Below are 24,159 nucleotides of genomic sequence, written 5' to 3'. Positions count from 1 at the left end.
CAAGTTCAAAAGAAAAAAAGAAGCAAAAAAAGAAAACTGTTGAAATATGGAAAACTCTCCGAGTTTCCCACATTCCAACAGATCTAACAACAACAATAAAAGTGTCTACTTTTTTTAGGACATGACAACGCAAAACCCCTCAGCAGGTTAGAGCGTATTGAGGGGTTAAGGGCCAAGACTTACAACTTAATACCTACAACTTAATACTTTATGGATTCATGGCTCGTGCCTCCTCATGAAGTCATCCAGACAGAGCGGAGTGGCGGAAGGATCTGATTCGGGATCACAAGTCAGATTCTTCGCTACGCTCTGAATGACCCGTGGGGGAAACGCTCTGTCACGAAGGCAATGGATTCTTGAGATTTGAGATGTGAGATATGAGTCTTGAGACATGCAAAACCCTCGACCAGTATGGCGTATTGAGGGTTAGGCGCCAAGACTTACAACTTAATACCTGCAACTTAATACTTTATGGATTCATGGCTCGTGATTCAGCTAGCGGTCTTTCATCATTTTTCTTTTTTCCTTGGTCTTTCTGCGCAAACTTTCGCTCCTGCCTCTTCGCAGGAGTTCCCTCGCCGTTGCGATGCCGGACGAAAGGAATTACGTAAACGCACTTCGGGATGCCGGCGTGGAGTGACTTCGGTGGAGCTTGGCAAAGTGAGGGGTTCGGCGCCGTGGTCTTTCGTCTTTTCTCCTTTTTCTTTAGTCTCATTGAGGGTTCTGCGCCCAGGTCCTGGCTCATTATTCATGGCTCGTGGCTCGACGCAGTCTTTTTCTTTAGTCTCATTGAGGGCCTCTGCGCCCAGGCTTTGAACTTTTCACTTTCTACTTTCCACTTTAACCGCTTTCGTCTTGTCAAAAGCGGCGTTGGTCGAGAAAGCCCGCTTGCTGGTATAAAGGAGCGTTTTTGCGTGCAACCTTTCGCCGGTCTTGTCGTCTTAATATCAAAACAACAACAATAAAATAAGACACTTAAAAATACAAGATCATGAAAACCTCAATCAAAACCTTCGCAATCGCTCTTTCAGTTATCGTTCTTTCAGGAACCGTTTCAAGCTCCTTCGCTGCTGATCCTAAAAAAGCAAAAGCCGCCAAAGTTCGCACCGTATCGGCACCATCAGGCGTGAAAAAAGTTGTAGCCAGCGGCAATGTAGAATTGATCCTGGTTCAGGATGGCGCAGAAAGCGTACAGATGCTGAACGATTACCCAACTGCATCGGTAACCCAGCGCGGCGACGTGCTCCGCATCAGCGCAGATGGCCGCGAAACACAGAAGGTCCGCGTATCGGTCAAAGACCTGTACCGCATCGAAGCTTCGGGTGATGTAAAGGTAAGCACCGGCTCAGCGCTCGATCTGAAATACCTGCAAATCATTTTGAAAGACAATGCAGAAGCGGTGATCGGTGCCAAAGTTGAAGGTCTCTATACTCTGCTGCAAGACCAATCAAACCTTACCCTGAGCGGTTCTGCAGATGAGCACTCCCTGCAAATGGGCAAAGTATCCAGCCTGACCATGGATAATTTCACTTCCCGGCAATCAAGCGTTAATCCGCAAGGCGCTGAGCAGATTGCCTCACGATAGATCAATCATAAAATAACGCTTTAGAAACGGCCGGGAGAGATCCCGGCTTTTTTGCTTACAGCGTCACATTATATTTGTAGAAACAACTTCTAATGAAACTCAAGTTTGCTCTGACCTTAACGATGATCCTAGTGGCCTTTGTCGCTGCTGCTCAGCGAATTAGTGCGGTCCGCCTCAACTTAAATGCACAAAACCCGCAGTGGCAGGGACTGCTGGTTGCCGGCAACCGGGTGCTTTTCGAACTTGATGCAAGCGGGAAACAGCTTGATGTAAATATAGAGGATGACTATACAACTGATGGTTCCCCGCTAACAACAGCCGGTCCGGATATCTTTTTTGAGTATTATGATCGTTTTGACGGCGAGTTTGCAGGAAAACTTAAGTCAGCAGGCGGTTTTCTGATTACCTACTACGGCCGGTTTGACCCGCAACAAAAACAGGGCAGGGTCAAATCTATCGGTACCGTTCGGTTTGATTATTACGACGTATTTGACACACCTGCACTTGCCGGCAAAATGAAATCTGCAGGCCACCTGGCACTTTCTTACTTTGATCAGTTCTCGGGCGAAGAGAGCCGTGGAAAACTTCGTGCGGTAGGCAATTTGACCTTTAGCTATTACGATCGGTTTACACGTCCCGACCTGGCAGGCCGCATCCGCTCTGTCAAAGGGCACCTTAACGGAATCCGCATCATCAGGTAAGTACAGCAGTACGATCGTTATTTAAACGTGTATGCGACGTTTAATTAAAATTGTTTATCTTGGTTGCAGTGGCTATGTAGCCAGCTGACCAGATATCCCTCATGAAAATCAGACCTTTAATTGCATGCCTTTGTATGCTTGCTCCTCTCGCCGCATTTTCTCAGCCGGCAGCCACAATGAAAGTAGAATCGGGTTCCGGCACGGTGATAAGCCGTCATATTTACGGGCAGTTTGCTGAACATTTGGGGCGCTGCATTTACGACGGTTTTTGGATAGATCCGAAGCTGCCAGTGCCGCGTCAGGGAAGGATCAGGATGGACATTGTAAACGCATTGAGAAAAATCAGGATTCCGAACCTCCGCTGGCCCGGGGGCTGTTTTGCAGACGAATACCATTGGCGCGACGGAATCGGCACACCCAAAAACCGCGCGAAAATGGTCAATACAAACTGGGGCGGCGTTGTTGAAGACAACAGTTTCGGTACGCACGAATTCCTCGAGCTTTGTAAACTTCTGAACTGCGAACCTTATATATCAGGCAACGTAGGCAGCGGAACGCCTGAAGAGATGTCGAAGTGGGTGGAGTACCTCAACTTCGATGGCCAGAGTCCGATGGCTAATCTTCGTAAACAAAACGGTCATCCCGAGCCATATAAGGTCAGTTTTTGGGGTGTAGGTAACGAGAGCTGGGGCTGTGGCGGTAACATGACCGCTCAATTCTACAGCGATCAGTACAGACGTTTCGCAACCTTTGCCAAAGATTATCCCAACGCTAAACTTAAGAAAATTGCAGCCGGTGCGAGTGATTTCGACTATAACTGGACTGAAACAATGATGAAAAACGTAGGCAGGCGCATGTGGGGATTGTCCCTGCACTATTACACTGTACCAACGGGTAACTGGAATAAAAAAGGTTCAGCCACAAACTTTTCTGAAGAGGAGTATTTTAATACAATGGAGCGCTGTCTGCGTATGGAGGAGTTGGTTACAAAGCATTCAGCCATTATGGACCGCTATGATCCCGAACGGAAGGTTGCGCTGGTCGTAGACGAGTGGGGTATCTGGACTGATGTTGAACCGGGGACCAATCCGGGGTTCCTGTATCAGCAAAACAGCATGCGTGATGCCCTGATCGCGGCAAGCACCCTCAATATTTTCAACAATCACGCGGAGCGGGTAAAAATGGCAAACCTGGCGCAAACAGTCAATGTGTTACAGTCACTGATTCTTACGCGGGGCGCAAAAATGCTTCTCACGCCGACCTACCATGTATTCGATCTTTTCAAACATCACCACGATGGAAAATTGTTGCCTGTCCGTCTTTCTGCTCCCGACTATCGCCTGAACGGAAAAAGCATCCCTTCATTGAATGCCTCGGCATCGGTTGATAAAGACGGGGTGGTACATGTTACACTTGTGAATCTTGATCCTAGCCGGGAAATTATCCTTGCCAGCGATTTCGGGGCAGGTAGCCGTGCTTTCACAGCGGGAAAAATATTGTCGTCTGAAAGCGTTACCGATGTAAACACGTTTGAAAAACCCGAGACCGTGATAGTCCGCGAATTTAATGCTGTCGCTAAAAAAGGCAATGGCTACGAGGTTAAAGTTCCGGCGCACGCTGTTGTAATGCTTACTTTCAGGTAAAAGCTCAGGCTAAACAGCAACAGGCTGAGCTACAAGTTGTTTTCTGATCGCGCTGTTTAACGTTAAACAAATGCCCTCAGAAGGTTGTTCAGCAGAGCATGGATGTAAATAAACTGATCCTGCAGGTGCAGACCTGGCTTGTAGCCCGGGGGCCGGCTTTCCTGATGGGTATGGGAGTCCTTTTTGCCGGACTCTGGTTCATAAAAGTGCTTTCACGCTGGCTTCATGGAAGTATGGAACGGCGCAGCATTGATCCGTCTCTGAAGCCTTTCCTGCTTAGTTTGAGCGTCACGGTGCTTCGTGTGCTGCTGGTCATAGCGGTCATGCAGATCATTGGGATCGAGATGACGATTTTTGCCGCAATACTTGGTGCACTGGGTGTTGCCGCTGGTCTTGCGCTGTCCGGTACGCTCCAAAACTTTGCAAGCGGTGTTATTATCCTCTTTTTAAAACCATTTTCTGTTGGCGACAACATCATCGCCCAGGGGCAGGAAGGAACGGTTAAGGCAATCAAGATATTTTATACCATCGTTACGACTTTTGATAACCGGGTAGTTGTTTTTCCGAACAGCAAACTTTCCAACGAGGTGATTATCAACATTAGCAGGGAAGGCAGGCGGCGGCTTGATATAGAAATTAAATTTACGAATGCTATAGATTTTGAAGCCGTTAAAAATATCATGGAAGAAACGGCCCGGAAGTCTGCCGATATTATTGATGAAAGTCAGACCCGCATAGGTATTTCAGCCATTGAGCCTGACGGGTACAAAGTGATGCTGAATGTCTGGTTAAGCGCGCATGGATATGTTGATGGAAAATTGCGCTTTCAGCAGCAGCTGGTTGAAAATCTGCGTAACTCAGGACTTAAACTCCCCGGCATGGGCTAAAAACTTTCAAAATGAAAAATTCAAAGAATATCCCTGAAAACCCTGCAGCCTCCAATGTCAACGCTGAGGAGCAAAAGGCGCATAACTACCTGAACGAGGAATCTGATGACGCGTCGCTAGAAGACATCAATGGCCGGCGCCGGAATGAGATCGCAGGCAACGATGCAGATTACAACCCTGATCTGGCGCGCGACGGTAGTCCCTTCAGCGATGAGGAACTTGGTCCAGACTCCCCGGTCGGTAAAAGCTGATCCCGGTCTACCGTAGACGGGAGTGCCTGCATTGTTGTTTCGCGCGTGTAGGATCGATATTATAGACGCGGCGATTAACCTGCAGCGCTGGCGTTAAGCATTCTGCTGATGCCTGTATTACAGTGTGTTGTGCTTGGCATATTTAACTTTTTCAAAACTTTTTTCGCCGGCAAACCTTCTTACTCTACCGGATGTCCGGCAACTTAACCTTAAATCTATGAAAAAGTTAATTTTTGCAGCCTGCGTTTTTGGGGCAATCTCCTTCAGCAGCTGTAGTTCTGACAAAAATGGCAGTGGCAGCGACACCACATCATCAGACACAACAAGCATGGACAATACCATGACCGATACGATGACAACAGACACCATTCAGCGTGACAGTGCAGATAACCGCCGTATTGACACCGCCGCAACTACACAGCCATAGATATGAGCACATCAAAACAAACGCATAATCACGACGAGATCGAATCGTGGGTCGAAGAACATGACGGCGTGCCCGCTATCATCAAAGGCACAGGAAACGGCAAGGGCGATGGCGTACTTCGCATCCATTTTCCAGACCACAGTGATAACGATGATCAGTTCAGCAAGGTAAGCTGGGAAGATTTTTTTGAAGAGTTCGACAAGAACAAACTCGACTTCCTGTATCAGGATAAGAAAAAAGACGGCGAACCCAGCACCTTTCATAAGTTCGTAGCCCGCGGTTAAACGTTGGTTTGCAGCAAACTGGCACAGTTAATTTAGTAATCAGATTATGGCAAAATATTCAGACAAAGCTGGTGAAAAGGTTGGTGAGACCATTCACGAGATGAAAGAAGGTAAATTGAAGAGCGGAAGCGGAAAAAAAGTAACGTCAAAAAAACAAGCCGTTGCAATAGGCCTGTCAGAAGCCCGTAAAGAAGGTGCGAAAGTGCCAAAAAAGAAGAAATAGTATGAGCGACAGTATGAATAACCGAAACGGGGCGGCCCGGAGCCAGCCAGTTCCTGAAGATTCCGGAATTGACAGTATTCAGGGTACTACGCAGGCTGAAGACGGTGCCCGGCTGGACAACGAAAAAGATTTGTCAGAAGACAAAGATTATTTTGCCCACCTGGAAGACCGGGTAGACAATAACCTTTCGCGGGATCGTGACGATATTGACGAGACTGCAGCACGCGATAAAGCTAACAAAGACCGGGAGTAATTCCTGGTCTTTTTTTTTCGAAGCGTGTATTTATTAAAACTTTCCCAGGCCCTGGGGCCAGTTTCCACGATACGATCCCTGGAATGAGGAGATGAAACGCTGCTGATTATTTGTAATTTGCTGATCAGCTTTTATTTCCATGCAAAACAAAATTGCTTTTTTCCTGGTCGCTGTGTTGGTGTTGGTAGCCAGCCGAAGTTCAGCGCAGGCAGACCAGATTGTCAGGTTTGATGAACCTGCAAGACATTTTACGGCCTCGGCGCCACTGGGTAACGGCCGGCTCGGCGTCATGATTTTTGGGGGTACAGGCCGTGAGCGAATTGTGCTGAATGAAATTTCAATGTGGTCGGGAGGTATTGACCAGGCAAACCGCGAAGGTGCGCACAGGCATTTGCCCGAGATTAGAAACCTGCTCATTGCGGGCAAAAACCGCGAAGCACAGGCGCTTTTGCAGCGTGAATTTACCAGTGCGGGAAAGGGCTCGGGGAGGGGGAACGGCGCGAACGTGAAATATGGAAGTTACCAGCTTTTTGCCGAGATGCTGATCAACTGGAAAGATTCTGCTGTTGCGGTTTCAGACTATGAGAGAAAACTCGATCTGAATACGGCAATGTCAACAACGAGCTGGACGCGCGCCGGCGTCAGATACACACAGGAAGCAATTGTCAGCGCTGCGGACGAGGTTGTAGCCATCAGGATACGCGCCAGTCGGCCGAAGGCTATTACACTAAGTATCCAACTGCAGCGACACGAACATGCGGTGCAGGGTAGCGATAGAAACGGTTTGTCGCTTGCCGGGCAGCTTCCTGGCGGCGATGGCAGCAAAGGGATCCGGTTTTTTGGTGCCGCGAAGATCATGCAAACCGATGGCAGGCTCCGGCTCGAAGACAAAACCCAGTATGTAGACGGAGCAACAACTGTTCTCATCGTTTTTGCCGGCGCAACTGACTTGAACTGGCCAAATGTTGAAAGCCGCGGACCAGACCCCAGGATTGCCGTCCAAAAAACGCTGTCGAGCGCTTCAGCAAAAGCATGGCTGCAACTGGTAACTGCACAGCGCACAGCGCATCAGCAATATTACAACCGTTGCAGTTTCAGACTGACTTTACCGGAGAAAGAAAACACAGATTTGTTGTCTGCCGGCGAAAGGCTTAAACGCTTTGCAGCCGGTAAGCAGGACGTAATGCTGCCGGTGCTGTATTTTAACTTTGGCCGCTACCTGCTTATCTCGAGTTCCCGGCCCGGGGAGCTCCCTGCCAATCTGCAGGGAGTCTGGGCAGATTCATATCAAACGCCCTGGAATGGGGATTATCACCTGAATATTAACCTGCAGATGAATTATTGGCCGGCCGAGGTAACGAACCTTGGCACGCTGCACGAACCGCTTCTCAGTTTCACGGAACAGTTGGTGAAGCCTGGCAGAAAAACAGCCGCTGCGTATTATAATAGCAGCGGATGGGTCGCGCATATGATGAGCAACCCCTGGAAATTCACTGCGCCCGGAGAAGAGGCTACATGGGGATCAACGCTTTCGGGCGGAGCATGGCTCTGTCAGCATTTGTGGCAGCATTATCTGTACAATCCCAGCCGGGATATATTGTCGAGGATTTATCCTGTACTTAAGGGTGCAGCCTTGTTTTATACCGATATCCTGATCCGCGACCCGGAAACTGGCTGGCTGGTAACTACGCCATCTAATTCGCCCGAAAACGCCTACCGAACAGCAGACGGTTTTACGGGACAGACTACGATGGGCCCCGCAATGGATATGCAGATTGGCCGCGAACTTTTAGGAAACACCATAGCGGCCGCCCGGCTGCTGGAAACCGATGGGGCCTTTGCCGATACCCTGGAGAAGGTACTTAAAGAACTGGCACCCAACCAAATCAGTAAAAAGACGGGTGGAATACAGGAGTGGCTCCGGGATTATGACGAAAACGACCCGCTCCATCGGCACATATCACATCTCTACGGCTTACATCCTTTTGACGAGATTACACCTTCAGCCACACCTGAACTCGCAGCTGCTGCGCGCAAGACCCTGCTAAGACGCGGAGACGAAGGGACCGGCTGGTCTAGGGCGTGGAAGATGAATTTTTGGGCGAGGCTGGGCGACGGAGACCATGCACTGAAAGTTTTCCGAACTTTGTTATGGCCAGCGGTTGCGGGCGATAAAATATCGATGCGAGAGGGAGGAGGCACCTACGCTAACCTGTTCTGCGCACACCCGCCTTTTCAGATCGACGGAAATTTCGGCGGCACTGCCGGCATTGCCGAACTTTTGCTGCAAAGCCATGGAAAAAACAATATCATTCGTTTATTGCCCGCCCTTCCATCTGCGCGCGAGTGGACACAAGGAACCGTTAGCGGCTTACGCGCGAGAAACGGTTTCGAAGTCAGCTTCGACTGGAACTCGGGGAAGATCGGCATGGCGACGATTACTTCGCTTGCCGGCAACCCCTGTTATATAGAGCTGCCCGCGGGCAAGCATATCTGCGACGATAATGGTAAACTCGTCCGGCTGCGCCCGCATGGCGATGGCAGTTTTGTCTTTAATACCCGCGCCAGGGCGATTTATCATATGCGCTAGCGATAGCCAGCCTGAAATTTTCTTGCAAGCCGCCAGCGGGCAGGGATTTTCTAACTTAGCGGGTAGAAAACAGTCTTAAGCAGGCAATACATTTCATGAATCAACCAACGGCTTCCATCACCACGCGCCTCATGTTAAGGCAGCCCAATTTGCAGGATTTTGATGCTTTCTTTGCCATATTCAGCGATCCGCAAACAAACATCCACAATCCGCGCGGACCTGTTCAAGATCCTGAAACCGCCGCCATGCGGTTACGCAGTCTTTTAGAACATTGGGAAGAACACGGCTTTGGTGTATGGACGGTTTGCCTCAGAGACGACGATGAAAGAATTGTGGGCTTCGGAGGGATCAGCTATAAATCAATTGGTCAGGAACAAAAACTTAATCTAAGCTACCGGTTTGCAAGACAGGTCTGGGGAAAGGGTTATGCAACAGAGCTGGCTACCTACGCGCTTCGGCATGCCAGATACGTGTTGAAGATCAGGCAGGTTTGGGCAGTGGTACAAGCAGGCAATACAGCCTCCATACGTGTATTGGAAAAAGCAGGACTTATCCTCGCCGGAAGGTTAGAGGAGACGCCCGGTCAGGCGACCAGCCTGGTATACAGGAATATGATATATTAGTTTGCGGACTGCGGGCAGTTTTGCCTGACCCTTATGTCACACACAGGATTATAAAGGATTTAAGAACGTGAATGAAATGGCGGATATGGAAATGCTACCGCCGGGTTTTTGTTATGTGTGTAGCTTACAAAGCAGCTTAAAATGAATAGGTGTCGCAGCTGCATGATCAAATAGCGTTGCCTAGCTGTCCTGGCCTTCGATCTGCTCGTCTATAAGTTTGCCGAAACGTTCAACCTCTTCCTCACGATTATCTTGCAGAGCTGACCAGGCCCGGCCGGTACCAGGATCTACTGATCGCACAATAAGTAAGGGTTGGCGTTTGTAAGGAAAGTGAACCTTGTAAATTAATTCATTGTTAATCAAGTAGCTATCAATAACGTGGACCTGGCCTTCGTAAACTACCGAAAACTTTTCCTGTTTTGCCATCAATCAATTTTTGTTTAACTTTTTGCAAAGATAGAATAAACAGATACAAAAACTGGATTTAAATAAAAATTTATAACATTCTTTATTCTGTTTGAGAATATATTAAAACGCGATTAAAACCATCAGGGAACACTTCCGAGATGGTTCTTTTATGGCGCCGCTTCGTCATTCGCCGGCATTTTTGCGGATCATTTAGGCGGCAAAAAAAGAGTCAACTTTTTCACCGGAATAAATCTGCTGTTCACCGGCGGGAACCCGTTGATCCGGCCGTCTGTGTTTGCCAACGCTTGTTTACAGACTAGTTTTGATAAAAAATACGAACATGGACACTCCGATAAAACACAACCAAAATGCAAGCAAAGCCGTTGGCGGCATCATTCTGATCGCAGTAGGCTTGGTTTTTTTAATGCGCGGCATGGACTTTATGCCAGCATGGATTTTCAGCTGGCCGAGCATTGTTCTGCTTGTTGGTCTATTTGCAGGATATAAGTCCGGGTTTCGTTATGGCGGCTGGCTGGTTCCTGTTGGCCTGGGGTTGATATTCAGTATCAATCATGCGCTGGGGCACGGATATGATTTTTCAAAGTACCTGTTTGCCGTGGTGCTCATCTTCCTTGGGCTGTATAGCATTTTCAAGCCATCAAACTACAGACCATATGGAAAAAAGAACAGGCCGTCTCGGGAGTATACGCAACCTATGGCTGAACATGTCTATAAAACAGACGCTAAAACATTTGATATCAATTATATTTTTACCAGCCGCCGTCAGCAGGTTTACAACAAACATTTTCAGGGCGGAAATGTAACTGCTGCCTTTGGCGGGGGCGAACTTGATCTCAGCCATGCCGGTTTTGAAAAAACAGCTGTATTAGATATGCTGACCTTTTTTGGCGGCGTCAAATTGATTGTCCCGGCGCACTGGGAAATACAATCTGAGATTACATCTGTATTCGGCGGGGTATCTGATAACAGGGGAAGCTCTCCGAAATCTGATCCTGAAGCCCGCATACTTGTGTTGAGGGGTGTGGCTTTCTGCGGTGGCATCGAGATTATCAGCCGAACAGTTTGAAAATAACAGGTGGCAACGCCTTCCATATAAATAAAAAGCTTCCCGTATCAGGAAGCTTTTTTGTTGACACGACAGCAACTGCTGCTGACACTGTTATCACATTTTCCGGGTTTTTCCAGATCCGGAAATCCGGCTGTCAACTGTAGGATTTCCGTAGTAGTAGACATCTCCGCTGCCGCTGATACGGGCTTTAAGCAAATCGCTGATCCGGCAGTGCAGGCTTCCGCTTCCGGATATCTGAACTTCAGCTTTTTCACTGTCGAGGTTTTCCAGATAGGCTGCCCCTGAACCAGAAAGATCCACGACAAGCGATTTAGTCTTCATATCGCCATTGAGCCGAATCTCGCCAGAGCCGCTTATTTCTGCTTTAAATTGCTCCTTCGCGGGAAAGCTGCCCTCTATCTCCATGGTACCGCTTCCGCTTAGGGCTGCGCGCTCCATCTCAGGCATCGTGACATAAACTGATACGTCACTGCGCTGCAAACTGACGCCTTCAAACCCAAGCACGAGCTGCCTGCCGGCTACGCGGCTCTGGAAGTGCTTAAGCAAATTTGCAGATCCCCTGACCTCTACTTTCAGCTCCTCGCCGTAAGTTACATAAACCGGCGAAGCGCCATTGCTTTCTATGCCGGTAAAGGACTGAACGCTGCGTATTTCAGTTTTCTGATTTCCATCTGGTGTAAGCATAAATTTCTGGCAGCCTGTTAACATTGGTACGATGGCAGCGATGGCCGGGATGAGAAAATGTAAAGTTTTGTGTTTCATATATGTGTTTTTATTGTTTACAGTTAAAATTGTACCTGGAGGCCTGCAGTATAGCCGACGTACAAGGCCTGAAAATTCCGGGCATTGTTGCCATTCCAGGTATGCAGGTGATGGCGGAACAGTTCTTTGCCCTCTGTGGTGTTTGTTGTGAGGTAGTTGAACGTTGGGCCGCCGAAGATAGCAACCGGACCTGTCTGGAACGCGGGCAGCACTTTGACGGCGCTTCGGAGATAGTTTCCGCTTCGGAAATTTTCAAGGCTTTGAGCGGTAGCTTCGAGATCCAGACGGAACTCCCTGCTGCTTAACAGGTGTGCGCCGAAACCACCTTCGAAAGCATAAGTTTCTTCAGCGTTTTTGAGGTTGTACCCCACACCAAGAATTCCGTACAGGACACGGCCGCCTGATTTGAAATTGAGCATGATCGTTTCAGTCTCATCTATCGAGGCACCAACCGACTTTTGGCCATCCTTTATCAGGTTAATCAGGCCAAGCGGATAATCGCTGTGTGTTGCAATGTTTATAAAACCCGAAAGCTGCACACCGTTTACCCTGTGCGCTACGTTGAGGAAGGCTGCCATCTGAAAGCCGTCTACGTTCCCGGCAATATTTGCGAAACTGGCCAGCTGTACACCCCGCATATCTTTAGCAAGGTTTGCAAAGCCTGCAACCTGCATGCCGCGGCTTGCAAGGGCTTTGTTGAATAAGCCGGCGAATTGCATGCCTTCCAGATTTTTTGAGAGGTTAGCCAAACCGGCAAAAGAAATTCCTTTTGCCGCCCCCGATGTGTTGACGAGGCCTGCAAATTGCAAACCGGAGGTCCGGCCCCCGCTATGGTTGGAAAGACTCGCAAAGCGGATCCCAGCAGACTCATGCCGCGATACATTACTCAGGCCGGCGAAAGCCAGACCACGTTCTGCAGCAGAAACACCAACAAGAACATGAACAGACAGGATATTTGTGTCGCGCACGGAACTTTGCCCGCCGGTGCTGAGCGGATATACAAGCCCTATATTTATTTTTCCGTTCGTCTGGCCAACAGCCTTCAGCGAACAAACCAGTATGGCGGGCAGTATCAGATATAACAGAGCTTTAGGGCAGGCCTTCGTGCAATTCATTTCGTGTCTTTTAGTATGATACACGAGTCCAGCCTTTCACCCCTACGTCAGCGTGGATTTTTTTTTGCGCTCGCCTGCGGTTTGTCTCAGTCATTGACTGGTGGGCCGCCGGGTTTGCTAATTCACCAATAGACTCCAGTCATGATTTGCTCATAAGAAGGTCGTATCAACCTCCGGCGGGCGGCCTACGCGGATAATGGGTTTGCCCGCTATTCTTGCCGGGACCGGAAGACTGGTAAAAGAAAAACCCGCATATGGATATGCAGGTTTTTATAAGTTTGACGCTACGCATCCAGGGATCAGTCTGCATACAGCGTATACTGTTTACGCATTTTTTTATAGGTAGTTAACCCGGGTTCCCATGTTTTCCTGATCTCTTCCTCACTCATACCCTGGGCAAGTTGTTTTACAAAAACATCATTGCCGATCAACCGCTCAATGCGGCCCATAGCTTTACTTTGCGATGAATCAAAAAATTTACTTTTATCAGGATAGGCATTATATAACTCGATCATCCATTTAAGGTTAATTTTTTTGGCAGCATGAAATTTTTTAAGATCGGTATTTCTCAGGTCCAGGCCGTAACAAGTTGCATCCTGATGCAGCGGACTTTCAGACATGCCTTTAATACTTACGGGCTTGAAGTTGAAGTCGTATTTGCCCTTAAGTGCCGGTGCGCCGAGTACGGTAAACGGCATATAGGTGCCGCGTCCCTGGCTGATGATTGTTCCTTCAAACAAACATAAAGTAGGGTAGAGTATGACCGAAGCCTGGGTATTCAGGTTCGGCGACGGTTTTACAGGCATTTCATAGTACATGCTGTGGTCGTAGTTTTTCACCTTGATCACATTTATCTTGCATTTTAGTTTGTTTGGTAGCCAGCCCTCGCCGTTTATCATTTGTGCAAATTCGCCTATGGTCATACCATGAGTAGCAGGAATCGGAAATTTCCCGATACCGGATTTAAAACGCATATCCAGGATTGGTCCGTCTACATACGCATTTGGGTTCGGCCGGTCGAGAATGATTAATTCCTTGTTATTTTCGGCGCAGGCTTCCATAACATCGGCAAGCGTATTGATATTGGTATAGAACCGGCAGCCAACGTCGGCGATATCAAACACCATGATATCGAGGCCGGCCATGTCTGCCTTTGAAGGCTTGCGTTTTGCTCCATACAGCGAAATGATTGGTATTCCGGTTTCTTTGTCGATCTCATCCTTTACCACCGCCCCGTTGCTCGCGTTTGCACGGAAGCCATGCTCAGGTCCGAAAATCGCCTTTATATCAATACCATGACTTCGAAGGCTGTCTACACTTAGTTTTTTGCCAATTACTGAAGTCTGATTAACGAGCATCCCGACCCGTTTGCCCTTAAGCAGTGGGAGGTAAGCGGGAACCTGATCGGCTCCGGTAATTATCTTCGACGCGGGAGCGGGCGTTTCTGCTGTTATCTGCCCTTGAGCATGGGTCCGAGGCTGCGTGTCAGCGCAGGCAAAGCGCGACAACAAAAAAGCGCCGATGACAATGGAGGAGCGTACGAACATGGTCATAATAATAAGTTTAAATGATGCAATAGATATTGATCCAATTTTTGCGTTAAATTAATAAAACGAATCAGCTTTGGAAATCAAAAACTCAAAATCACTCATATAGCCGCAAAAACCCGCAAGGAAGCGCATGGCTCCTGATGGACAGATGAAAGGACTCAGGATAGTTAATACCTCGTATAACCTTATCTATCGGGTGTTCGGGATCAGGTCAGATTTTCGAAAAGAACGGTTCGCGGTTTGCGTTCAGGCCTGTAGCCAATCAGTGCAAGGTTTATTTCATCCTGTTTGCTCGGGTTAATCAGATGTGAGCGGTAGCCGGAGCCATCCGGCAGGCAGAAACCAATGATCGTCCGTTCGCTGGGGAGGTTGATATCCGGCAAAGCCGCTAAAATCTCGTATAGGTGGCTATGCAGATAACCGATGTCTTCCGGCCGATGAACGATGATAATGATCTCCTCACGTCCGTTCTCAAAATCGGGGGTAATGCGCCAGGATTTGTCGCTAAAAAAAGTTTTCAGGTTAAGCAAAAGCTGCTGTTTATACGGATGCGTCATGAAGGTTTGTTGGCTTTGCGAAGATATTATACGTTTCACATTTCTGAAACCCGGGAATGAAAAAAAGTCGAACAAAAAAAAATCCTCGTTATTGATAAATAACGAGGACAATCATCCCTATTGTTACTGTGGCCTCATCCAGGCCGTCAGTACAGAACTATTTGCAAAGAAACAGCCAAAGGATAGGTGAAAACTTTTTGTTTTGTAAACGTTTGATTAACAGGTGATTGTTTATTTCGTGAAAAAATACTCTCCTGAACGTATCGTTCAATAAGCGGAATGATTTTCCACAAGTGTGTAGAAGTTGGGAAAAAACTTCCCGAATCTTAAGCGGTAACAGTGAAAAAGGCCCGCGTATACGATTGCTTACATTTTCTCATTGCGCTGTTGCCACTCGTCCCTGCGTATGCGGTAGATAAAGTTTAATCTGCTCGGTTCGCCGTAGTAAGCCACTTCCATTTCAGCGATTTTTTTCGCACCGATACGGCTGATTGCGATTTGCGAGCGCAGGTTTTCGGCCCCAACATGAAAGTGAACTTCAGCAACATACCCAAATGCGTGGCTGAGCAGCAGAGCTTTGGCGGCTGAGTTATGTCCCTTGCCCCAGAATTTCCGCGCCAGGAACGTGTAGCCGATACAGATCTTAGCCTGCTCAGTATCCAGATCGTACATTCTGGTGCTGCCTGCTATTTCGTTTGTTTGCCTGTCCAGGATCAGATAGGCGCCGCCAGATTCCATTGCTCCGTTGAAAAAATTGCGAAAAATCTCTTTCTGATACCTGTTCTTGTTTGGATGCTGCTCCCAGATTAACGGGTCTGAAGCTACGCGGTATAAAGCTTCAAAATCTTCTTCCTGAAGCGGCTTCAACGCGACCAATTCATTTTGAAGTGGTAGCTGCAGGTTAAGTGCAGGCTGGAATGCTGACATGTTCTGAATGCGAATGTGATCGCCGGGCAAAGTTACGACACCTGATCTGTCTTTACAGGCTCGCCTCCATTTATTGGTAAATGATCTGAGGCAATCGGCGCAGTTATTATTGACAGCGTTCAGGCTATTACTTCAATGATTGCCGACAGGTCTGCCCTGTCAAAGCCCTTAGCAATCGCCCCGAGCATCAGCTTGTGCATGGGCGCCACCAGGGCCGGATTGACAGCCAATGCTTCTGTTGTGTCGAGTAAGTTGCGATAGCCAACTGCCTGCATCTGAAGATTTGATACCACGTCTTTCTCGTATGTGCGTGTATCGATCTGCTCTGCCAGCTGTTCCAATGCCGGCAACATGCCGCTGACACATGATGTGGCCAACGGAACGAATGACCGGGCGGGGAGCTCGGCTTGTTTTAATAGCGCTGCGGCGTGGATAAATCCACCCATCAGGCCATACATGCAGCTCAGCAGCGCTAAATCATTCAAAGCGGCCAGGCCGGGATCATTGCCAAGGAACCTGCTTGTGGCAAAGAGATTTAAAAATGGCGCTGCAATATTAAATCCTTCTTCATTACCGCTGTAAATGATCAGGGCATCAGCGCTGCCGATCATTGGCGGTATGGCCATAATTCCGCCATCAATATACCTGCAACGTGCTGATTCAGCCCAGGCAGCAAGATCATTTGCCTGCCCGGGTGTTCCGTTTGTCAGGTTGATCAGGATCTTACCTTCAAGCTGCAATTTATCCGGTTCCAGTAGGTGCCGCACGATCCCGTTATCAAGCAGACAAAGAACGATCAGATCTGCACTAACTATTGCTTCCGTGCTGGTTTTGCAGGCAACGGCGCCTTGCAGAGATAAGTTGCGCGTTTTTTCCTCAGAACGGTTCCATACTAGAGGTGTTATTCCCTTGTTAAGAAGTGTTTGAGCGAGCGCCGTACCCATCGCGCCGAGTCCTAATATGGCTATTCTGATATTTCGTGTTCCCTGTTTCATTGTTTTTCGGTTAAAGACGCAATTTGTGGAATCCTGAAAAGACGTACAATTAGGGAAAACCGATTCAATAGGGAAAAAATTATCTCTATCTCTATAATTGACATTTGGTTGCCGGGGAGGTATTTTAGCACAAGAAAGGATTTGGATATGTATGAACGAAAAACTCCCGAGCACCTGGAATGCGGAATCAAGGTGACCGCCCGGGTAATCGGCAGTAAATGGAAACCCTGTATCATCGATGCGATCAGCAGGGGGGTGCACAGACCGGGTGCACTGCAGCGGGAGATAGGACTTGCAAGCCGCCGTGTAATACAACTGCAGCTAAAGGAGCTGGAGGAGCATGGAATCGTGCAAAAGAGGGTATATCCTGTTCTTCCACAAAAAGTAGAGTACCGGCTCAGCGAACTCGGGGTGTCCATACTTCAGGTATTGGAGGCGATGAATGAGTGGGGTGAAGCCAACCGGCACCTGTATCTCGCCGGAGTTACAGAGTTGGTATAGGCGGGCCGCAGCCGTTTGCAAAGTTTCGGTTGCATTGGTTTTCCTTGTCAGATATTAACCTATCTTAGGGAAACCAAAATCGTTTTACCCCACATGAATAAAATAAACAGGCTGCTCGTGACAGCCATGCTGCTCCTGACAGCCCTGCCCGGATTTACACAAACCAAATGGGCGCTCGCCAAAAACCGGATAGTCAGTCCATGGGCAGAAAAAGTGGACCCGAAAGCCCCATTGCCCGAATATCCGCGGCCGCAAATGACACGAACCAACAACTGGAAAAATCTGAATGGTATCTGGTCATACGCCATCACGCCGAAAGGCCAGGCCGAACCGGCCCGCTACGAAGGAGAGATATTGGTGCCCTTTGCCGTCGAATCTGCGCTTTCGGGCGTTGGCCGGACGGTTGGTAAGGACAGTGTTCTGTGGTATAAAAACACGATCAGCATACCAGCATCTATGCGGGGAAAAGACGTGTTGTTACACTTTGGTGCCGTCGACTGGCGTGCTGAAGTATTCGTGAACGGACAACCGGCCGGCACGCATGAAGGCGGCTTTGATCCGTTCAGCTTTAATATCACAGCGCTGCTGAAAAAAGGTGCATCACAGGAGATAAAAGTTAAAGTCTGGGATCCTACCGACGATGGTCCGCAGCCGCGCGGCAAACAGGTCAAAAAGCCTGAAGGCATCTGGTACACGCCGGTTACCGGCATCTGGCAAACCGTCTGGCTGGAAGCTGTACCGAAAAGTTATATTGCCGCTACCCGCCAGACACCAGATATAGATGCGAAGCAACTGCAGATCAGTGCCAGCGTTGCGCAGGCCAGCCCCGGCGATCTGCTAAAGGTGGTTGTCTATGACGGCAAGACCAAGGTGAGCGAGCAGCAATTTCCGGCCTCTGAAACCGCCTCGATTACTTTAAAGGATCAAAAACTCTGGTCGCCTCAAAATCCATTTCTGTACGACTTGCAGATCAGCCTGGTCAGAAACAACAAAGTGATAGATCAGGTAACGAGTTATTTTGCCATGCGTAAGATTTCGATGGTAAAAGACAGTAAGGGTATTCAGCGTATGTATCTGAACAATAAATTTTTGTTTCAATATGGTCCGCTTGATCAGGGTTGGTGGCCGGACGGCTTATACACGCCGCCCACAGAAGCGGCTATGATTTATGATATCGACAAGTTGCATGAAATGGGCTGCAACATGATTCGTAAACACATTAAAGTGGAGCCAGCCCGTTATTACACGTACTGTGATCGCAAGGGCATGTTGTTATGGCAGGATATGCCCAGCGGAGATCTCGGTAACGGCTGGGAGCAACGCCCGGGTATTCTTGACAAGGGTACAGATAAAAAACGAAGTCCCGAATCTGAGGGATATTACCGCCAGGAATGGGAGCGTATCATGAACGTTTTACATAATTACCCGAGTATTGTTGTCTGGACACCATTCAATGAAGCCTGGGGCCAGTTCAAAACGCGCGAGATCACCGAATGGACGATGAAAAAAGATCCCTCGCGCCTTGTCAACAGCGCCAGCGGCGGGAATTTCGAACCGACCGGGCACATGACCGACCTGCACAATTATCCGCACCCTGCCATGCCGCGGCCCGACCTCTTCGGAAACTCGACTATTCTTGTACTCGGCGAGTTTGGCGGACTAGGCTGGCCAATTGAGGGGCACTTATGGGACGCGGGAAAACGCAATTGGGGTTATCAGAATTTTAAGAACGGAGATGATCTGTTTGCCCGTTATGAGAAATTTTCGGCCAGATTACTGGAACTTATTCCATTGGGCCTGTCGGCTGCCGTATATACACAGACCACCGATGTTGAAGGGGAAGTTAACGGCTATATGACCTACGATCGTAAAATTATGAAATTCCCTGTCGACAAGCTGCGCGGACTGCACCTGCGGTTTTATGACGCATCGCTTGTAGAATAGAGTTGACATTTAACGACAGAGCTTCTGCCGAAGGAAGAGGGGGCGGCCGCCGGTTTAACCCTCTTCCCGATAGCAGTTCCGCAAGTAAATCAGCTGAAAGCGGCGGCTGCTTAACCTAGTTCTGCCATCAAAAGGCCCTTTATGCTCAGATTGACTATTTTGATGCCAGTATCATTGTAACTTAGAGGGATCAACTTTAAAAGCCGGTTTTGACGAAAGATTTTTATGATGCAGTTGTGGTGGGTTCCGGACCGAACGGGCTTGCGGCGGCAATCCGCCTGCAGCAGCACGGCTTATCGGTTCTGCTGGTAGAGGGACGTGACACGCCGGGGGGAGGAATGCGGACAGCCGCGTTGACACATCCCGGTTACATGCACGACATATGTTCAGCAGTACACCCGATGGCACTTGCATCACCGTTTTTTTCAGGTTTGCCGCTGGCAGATTACGGGCTGCGGTTCGTGCAGCCGGAAGTTCAGGCGGCGCATCCGCTTGACGACGGCACGGCAGGACTTTTATTCACCAGTATAGAATCAACAGCAGAAAATCTGGGGACGGACAGTAAAGGTTATACAAACCTTGTCAGCTCTGTTGTCCGCGACTGGTCAGATCTTAAAAACGATCTCCTTGGCCCGCTGCGCTTCCCGTCACGCCCTTTGTCCCTGGCGCGTTTTGGAATAAAAGGTTTGCCGGGAGCTGCTTACACAGCACGAAGATTTCGGGGTACGGCGGCCAAAGCACTCTGGGCCGGCATGGCTGCACACGCCATGCAACCGTTCACTAACCTTGGCACCTCTGCCATTGCGCTCGTGCTTCTGGCGGCGGGTCATGCGCAGGGCTGGCCAATTCCTTTGGGTGGCTCGCAAGCTATAGCCAGTGCCCTGACGGCGTATTTCGTAGCGCTCGGGGGCGAGCTTAGCTGCGGTACTTTTGTCAAGGCGATTGATGAGCTTCCTTCTTCCCGGGCGGTGTTGCTAGATGTAAGTCCGAAACAACTGCTCAGCATTGCAGGCGCGGCCTTGTCGCCCGCATACAGGCATCAACTGGGCAGGTACCGTTATGGGATGGGCGTTTTTAAGATTGACTGGGCACTAGACCAGCCGATTCCTTTTTCAAGTGCAGAAAGCCGCAGGGCGGGAACGGTGCATCTTGGCGGTACGCTGGCTGAGATTGCTTTGGCTGAAAAGGAAACAGCTGCGGGCCGCATGCCAGCCCGCCCCTTTGTGCTGCTTGCCCAGCCAAGCATTTTTGATCCATCGCGTGCGCCGGCAGGAAAACATACCGCCTGGGCTTATTGTCACGTACCTCAGGGTTCTGCCGCAGACCAGACCACTGCCATAGAGAATCAGGTGGAAAGATTTGCTCCGGGCTTTAAGAAGATAATCAACGGGCGGCATACACTGAACGCTTTGCAGATGCAGGCTTATAATCCGAATTACGTGGGCGGTGACATTAATTGCGGTGTGCAGGACATCTTCCAGTTGTTTACACGGCCGGTTCCCAGGCTGAATCCGTACCGTACATCTGCCAAAGGTCTCTATATTTGTTCCTCAGCCACTCCGCCCGGCGGAGGCGTTCATGGAATGTGTGGTTACCATGCTGCGCAAACCGCTTTAAAAGACTTGTTTTAATCAGTATAAACCAGCACATGCAGACAAAAGAAAAAAAACTATTTAGTGTACACGAGGATTGGGTTGTTGTTATTCTCGGTGCCATCATCATCGCATTATCCGTTGGGGGTTTGATCCTCGCGGTTCCGTCATTCTCCTGGAGTAATGGCAGTGACCTGACCAATAAAGTATTATCGGCCTCCAACCTGGCTACAATCGGTATACAGTTTTTATTTGTTTTACCGCTGGCGCTTGCCGGTAGTTTGCTTTGCGGCAAAGGCATCGGAGGAACGCTCCGCACTTTCCCGCTCGTTTACCTGCTAACTGTTGCGGCCCTTATACTGAGCGGCAACAGCGGTGTGAAAGCATTAAACCTCGAAGCCGTTATTTTCAGCCTGGTTATCGGTTTGCTGATCGGGAATCTGTTTCGGCTCCCGGCCTGGTTCAAAGCGGCTCTTTCTACTGAGTTGTATGTAAAAATCGGACTGGTTTTATTAGGAACCGGCGTTATTTTTTCAGACATATTAAAAGCTGGGTCGCTCGGGCTCCTGCAGGCGCTCGTGGTTGTCCTGTCTGTCTGGTACTTTGCCTTCTGGGTCTGTAAAAAGCTGAAGGTTGACCAGGAAATGAGCATGATGATTTCCAGCGCGGTATCAATTTGTGGCGTGTCTGCGGCTATAGCTACCTCGGGCGCAATAAAAGGCGATTCAAAGAAGTTGAGTTATGTGATCAGTATGGTGCTGATTACTGCCATCCCCATGATGATCTTTATGCCATATGTTGCCGCCTGGTTCAATTTCCCGCAGGCGGTTACAGGTGCCTGGCTTGGCGGCAGTATTGATACGACGGGAGCAGTCGTTGCATCTGGTACACTGGTTGGCGAAGAAGCGTTGAAAATCAGCACGATTGTGAAATTTTCTCAAAACGTGCTTTTGGGACTGGCAGCTTTTGCTATTTCCATCTACTGGACCTACAACAAACAGGCTGAAGGCGCGGCGCAGACTGAGAAACCTACATTGCGCGTCATCTGGGAACGGTTCCCAAAATTCGTGCTGGGGTTCATGGCGGCCTCTCTATTGTTCTCGTTTGTTATCAGCCCTGAAACCAATAGCCTGGTCAAAGGCAGCCTGAAAAATTTACAAGGCCTTTGGTTTGCGCTGGCCTTTACCAGCATTGGCCTTGAAACCAATTTCAGGGAACTTTTTGCTCAAAACAGCAGAAAACCGCTTTACGCATTCCTGATCGCCCAGGGATTTAATGTCGTGGTTACGTTGGTGGTGGCCTTTCTTTTATTCAGCTAAGATGAACGATGACCGGCCTGTTCTGAAATCGATTTCATTATTGATCGGAACTGTTTTTTAGTTCTAACGGAGCGCAAAACCATGCCTTTTAGAAATCGATTTCATTACATATCTTAGTTATCCCGTACCAACGGAGTACCAGATATAACCGATAATGAAAATCAGACTTTTAATTGCTGCCCTAGGCATTTTGCTTAGTGCAGGGTGCGCAGGCCGTCGCCACACGTCAGGCATCAACACAACTGACATTCTATCACGCGCAGCGGAACAGTATAAAGTTCTTGCCGCAACCACACCTGCAGGTCGCTTTCCAAAGAGCACCACCGCAGATGGGAAGCTTGAGACCAGCGGTTCAGAATGGTGGTGCAGCGGCTTTTATCCGGGAACGCTGTTATATCTGTATGAACAGACTAAAGATGGATCTTTAAAATCAGAAGCTCTAAGGCGCCTCAAATCTTTGGAAAAGGAGCAATACAATACAGCGACGCATGACCTCGGTTTCATGATGTTCTGCAGCTTCGGAAATGCCAATCGCCTGAATCCGGATGATGCGTACAAACAGATCTTACTGAACAGCGCCAAATCGCTGTCAACCCGTTTTAACCCCACCATCGGCTGCATCAAGTCCTGGGATTCAAAAAACCCTTCAGACTTTCTGGTCATCATCGATAACATGATGAATCTGGAGTTGTTGTTCTGGGCATCCCGCGAAAGCGGTGACCCGCGCTTCAGGGAGATCGCGCTGATACATGCCAATACGACGATGAAACACCATTTCAGGCCAGATCACAGCTCATATCATGTCATAAACTATGATGCCAAAACCGGCCAGCCAAAACAAAAGCGTACGGCTCAGGGCGCTGCCAACGAGTCTGCCTGGAGCAGGGGCCAGGCCTGGGGGCTATACGGTTTTACCGTTATGTTCAGAGAAACCAAAGATCAAAAGTATCTTGCCCAGGCTGAAGCTATAGCAGATTTTATGCTGAAGCACGCTAATTTTCCTGCTGATAAAGTTCCTTATTGGGACTTTAATGCACCGGGAATCCCTAACGCTTTGCGCGATGCCTCTGCTGCAGCGATTACGGCCTCGGCGTTGCTGGAACTGGCAGGGTACGTGCCGGCCCGGTCAGCCTGGTACAAACAAACCGCTGCCAGTATGCTGATGCGTTTATCTTCTAATGATTACCTGGCTGCTCCGGGAACGAACGCGGGTTTTCTCCTGAAACATAGCGTTGGTCATCTTCCAGCCAAGTCGGAGGTCGATGTTCCGTTGAGTTATGCCGACTATTATTTTGTCGAAGCGCTGATCCGCCTGAAGAAAAGCTGAACAAAAATCCCGAACAGCTGTTAGTACGGTGATCAAAGATTTTTAATATGAATCCTGACGAAATTTCTGAAGGCCGTGCCCGGGCCGTTGTACTGGCGTTGGTACAGGCTATAAACAGCGAAGATTTTGAGCGCGCACGCAGTTATGCCGATGACAAACTGACTTTTGAAGGTGTGCTTGGTAAAAGAGATGGAGCAGATGCCTATTTCAGCGACATGAAGCAGATGAAACTTAAATATGAGATCGAGAAAGTTTTTGCTGATGGCGATGACGTATGCCTCTTTTATAATTTGGAAATGGCCGGAAAACGCGTTTTTGGTACCGGATGGTATCGTGTTGAAGGTGGCAAGGTGACGTCCTTACGTGTTGTATTTGATCCGCGACCTTTTCTGGACTGATCTAATCATCCTTTTTCCACCCTTTTTTAAGTTTTTTGTAGTCTGATCGTTTAACCGTTTTTTTTCGTTTTGAACGGCTGATGCCCTTTTTCTTCCGGGCATTTATATTGTTTACCAGTGAGTTTTTTACGCCGAGCCTGTTTTTACGGCTCTTTTTCTTTTTCTTTGCCATGCCGGACAATAGGCAAACAACATGCCTGAAAATAC

General features: G+C 48.8%; 26 protein-coding genes. 18 read left to right on the top strand and 8 right to left on the bottom strand.

Annotated elements, in window-relative coordinates; all coding sequences use genetic code 11:
• Positions 1-991: 991 nt before the first annotated feature.
• The 11 genes from EJV45_RS05955 (at position 992) to EJV45_RS05910 (ending at position 9,467) form a co-directional block, all read left to right on the top strand.
• The gene (locus EJV45_RS05955) at positions 992-1,585 is read left to right on the top strand and encodes a GIN domain-containing protein (protein ID WP_129714752.1); all 594 of its coding nucleotides are present in this window, start codon (positions 992-994) and stop codon (positions 1,583-1,585) included.
• Between the two features lie 92 nt (positions 1,586-1,677).
• The gene (locus EJV45_RS05950; protein ID WP_129714751.1) at positions 1,678-2,286 is read left to right on the top strand and encodes a hypothetical protein; all 609 of its coding nucleotides are present in this window, start codon (positions 1,678-1,680) and stop codon (positions 2,284-2,286) included.
• A 176-nt stretch (positions 2,287-2,462) separates the two neighbouring features.
• Positions 2,463-3,929: an alpha-N-arabinofuranosidase gene (locus EJV45_RS05945; protein ID WP_240755209.1), complete on the top strand. Its 1,467-nt coding sequence runs from the start codon at positions 2,463-2,465 to the stop codon at positions 3,927-3,929.
• A 98-nt stretch (positions 3,930-4,027) separates the two neighbouring features.
• A complete protein-coding gene (locus tag EJV45_RS05940; RefSeq protein WP_129714749.1) occupies positions 4,028-4,816 on the top strand; it encodes a mechanosensitive ion channel family protein in 789 nt (262 codons plus the stop codon).
• 11 nt (positions 4,817-4,827) lie between these two features.
• A complete protein-coding gene (locus EJV45_RS05935) occupies positions 4,828-5,067 on the top strand; it encodes a hypothetical protein (RefSeq protein WP_129714748.1) in 240 nt (79 codons plus the stop codon).
• 217 nt (positions 5,068-5,284) lie between these two features.
• Positions 5,285-5,494 carry an entericidin gene (locus EJV45_RS05930; protein WP_129714747.1) on the top strand — a complete coding sequence of 70 codons (210 nt, stop codon included), beginning with the start codon at positions 5,285-5,287 and terminating at the stop codon, positions 5,492-5,494.
• 2 nt (positions 5,495-5,496) lie between these two features.
• A complete protein-coding gene (locus EJV45_RS05925; RefSeq protein WP_129714746.1) occupies positions 5,497-5,778 on the top strand; it encodes a hypothetical protein in 282 nt (93 codons plus the stop codon).
• Positions 5,779-5,824: 46 nt separating this feature from the next.
• Entirely contained in the window at positions 5,825-6,001 is a 177-nt protein-coding gene (locus tag EJV45_RS19460) for a DUF6496 domain-containing protein (RefSeq protein ID WP_165304998.1), read from the top strand.
• Position 6,002: 1 nt separating this feature from the next.
• Positions 6,003-6,254, top strand: a complete 252-nt coding sequence (locus tag EJV45_RS05920) for a hypothetical protein (RefSeq protein ID WP_129714745.1) — start codon at positions 6,003-6,005, stop codon at positions 6,252-6,254.
• 139 nt (positions 6,255-6,393) lie between these two features.
• The gene (locus EJV45_RS05915) at positions 6,394-8,844 is read left to right on the top strand and encodes a glycoside hydrolase N-terminal domain-containing protein (protein ID WP_129714744.1); all 2,451 of its coding nucleotides are present in this window, start codon (positions 6,394-6,396) and stop codon (positions 8,842-8,844) included.
• A 95-nt stretch (positions 8,845-8,939) separates the two neighbouring features.
• Positions 8,940-9,467 (top strand): GNAT family N-acetyltransferase, encoded by a 528-nt coding sequence (locus EJV45_RS05910; RefSeq protein WP_129714743.1) that lies wholly within the window; start codon positions 8,940-8,942, stop codon positions 9,465-9,467.
• 180 nt (positions 9,468-9,647) lie between these two features.
• On the opposite strand, the gene EJV45_RS05905 is transcribed toward EJV45_RS05910, so the two are convergent.
• On the bottom strand, positions 9,648-9,893 hold the full coding sequence (locus EJV45_RS05905; protein ID WP_129714742.1) for a hypothetical protein: 246 nt from the start codon (positions 9,891-9,893) through the stop codon (positions 9,648-9,650).
• A gap of 322 nt (positions 9,894-10,215) precedes the next feature.
• Between EJV45_RS05905 and EJV45_RS05900 the strand changes: the two genes are divergently transcribed.
• Positions 10,216-10,962, top strand: coding sequence for a LiaF domain-containing protein (locus EJV45_RS05900; RefSeq protein ID WP_129714741.1), 747 nt, complete (start codon positions 10,216-10,218; stop codon positions 10,960-10,962).
• Between the two features lie 96 nt (positions 10,963-11,058).
• Here EJV45_RS05900 and EJV45_RS05895 read toward each other — a convergent pair whose 3' ends face one another.
• The 6 genes from EJV45_RS05895 to EJV45_RS05870 form a co-directional block, all read right to left on the bottom strand.
• Entirely contained in the window at positions 11,059-11,727 is a 669-nt protein-coding gene (locus EJV45_RS05895; RefSeq protein ID WP_129714740.1) for a head GIN domain-containing protein, read from the bottom strand.
• Between the two features lie 23 nt (positions 11,728-11,750).
• Positions 11,751-12,842: a hypothetical protein gene (locus tag EJV45_RS05890; RefSeq protein WP_129714739.1), complete on the bottom strand. Its 1,092-nt coding sequence runs from the start codon at positions 12,840-12,842 to the stop codon at positions 11,751-11,753.
• A gap of 299 nt (positions 12,843-13,141) precedes the next feature.
• A complete protein-coding gene (locus EJV45_RS05885) occupies positions 13,142-14,395 on the bottom strand; it encodes an exo-beta-N-acetylmuramidase NamZ domain-containing protein (protein WP_205942331.1) in 1,254 nt (417 codons plus the stop codon).
• Between the two features lie 203 nt (positions 14,396-14,598).
• Positions 14,599-14,949, bottom strand: coding sequence for a hypothetical protein (locus EJV45_RS05880; RefSeq protein WP_129714738.1), 351 nt, complete (start codon positions 14,947-14,949; stop codon positions 14,599-14,601).
• A gap of 366 nt (positions 14,950-15,315) precedes the next feature.
• Positions 15,316-15,876 carry a GNAT family N-acetyltransferase gene (locus EJV45_RS05875; RefSeq protein ID WP_129714737.1) on the bottom strand — a complete coding sequence of 187 codons (561 nt, stop codon included), beginning with the start codon at positions 15,874-15,876 and terminating at the stop codon, positions 15,316-15,318.
• A 119-nt stretch (positions 15,877-15,995) separates the two neighbouring features.
• The gene (locus EJV45_RS05870) at positions 15,996-16,871 is read right to left on the bottom strand and encodes an NAD(P)-dependent oxidoreductase (RefSeq protein ID WP_129714736.1); all 876 of its coding nucleotides are present in this window, start codon (positions 16,869-16,871) and stop codon (positions 15,996-15,998) included.
• A gap of 147 nt (positions 16,872-17,018) precedes the next feature.
• On the opposite strand from EJV45_RS05870, the gene EJV45_RS05865 reads away from it, so the two are divergent.
• The 6 genes from EJV45_RS05865 (at position 17,019) to EJV45_RS05840 (ending at position 23,952) form a co-directional block, all read left to right on the top strand.
• Positions 17,019-17,372 (top strand): helix-turn-helix domain-containing protein, encoded by a 354-nt coding sequence (locus EJV45_RS05865; protein ID WP_129714735.1) that lies wholly within the window; start codon positions 17,019-17,021, stop codon positions 17,370-17,372.
• Positions 17,373-17,465: 93 nt separating this feature from the next.
• Positions 17,466-19,316: a glycoside hydrolase family 2 protein gene (locus EJV45_RS05860; RefSeq protein ID WP_129714734.1), complete on the top strand. Its 1,851-nt coding sequence runs from the start codon at positions 17,466-17,468 to the stop codon at positions 19,314-19,316.
• A gap of 209 nt (positions 19,317-19,525) precedes the next feature.
• Positions 19,526-20,947 carry an NAD(P)/FAD-dependent oxidoreductase gene (locus EJV45_RS05855; RefSeq protein ID WP_129714733.1) on the top strand — a complete coding sequence of 474 codons (1,422 nt, stop codon included), beginning with the start codon at positions 19,526-19,528 and terminating at the stop codon, positions 20,945-20,947.
• Between the two features lie 17 nt (positions 20,948-20,964).
• Positions 20,965-22,227, top strand: coding sequence for a YeiH family protein (locus EJV45_RS05850; RefSeq protein ID WP_129714732.1), 1,263 nt, complete (start codon positions 20,965-20,967; stop codon positions 22,225-22,227).
• A gap of 154 nt (positions 22,228-22,381) precedes the next feature.
• A complete protein-coding gene (locus tag EJV45_RS05845) occupies positions 22,382-23,554 on the top strand; it encodes a glycoside hydrolase family 88 protein (protein ID WP_129714731.1) in 1,173 nt (390 codons plus the stop codon).
• A gap of 47 nt (positions 23,555-23,601) precedes the next feature.
• A complete protein-coding gene (locus EJV45_RS05840) occupies positions 23,602-23,952 on the top strand; it encodes a nuclear transport factor 2 family protein (protein WP_129714730.1) in 351 nt (116 codons plus the stop codon).
• 1 nt (position 23,953) lies between these two features.
• On the opposite strand, the gene EJV45_RS19455 is transcribed toward EJV45_RS05840, so the two are convergent.
• Positions 23,954-24,124, bottom strand: coding sequence for a hypothetical protein (locus EJV45_RS19455; RefSeq protein WP_165304997.1), 171 nt, complete (start codon positions 24,122-24,124; stop codon positions 23,954-23,956).
• Positions 24,125-24,159 lie beyond the last annotated feature (35 nt).

The organism is Pedobacter sp. SYP-B3415, from assembly GCF_004138205.1.
Classification (GTDB): Bacteria; Bacteroidota; Bacteroidia; order Sphingobacteriales; family Sphingobacteriaceae; genus Pedobacter.
This window is presented reverse-complemented; position numbering and strand designations above follow the sequence as displayed.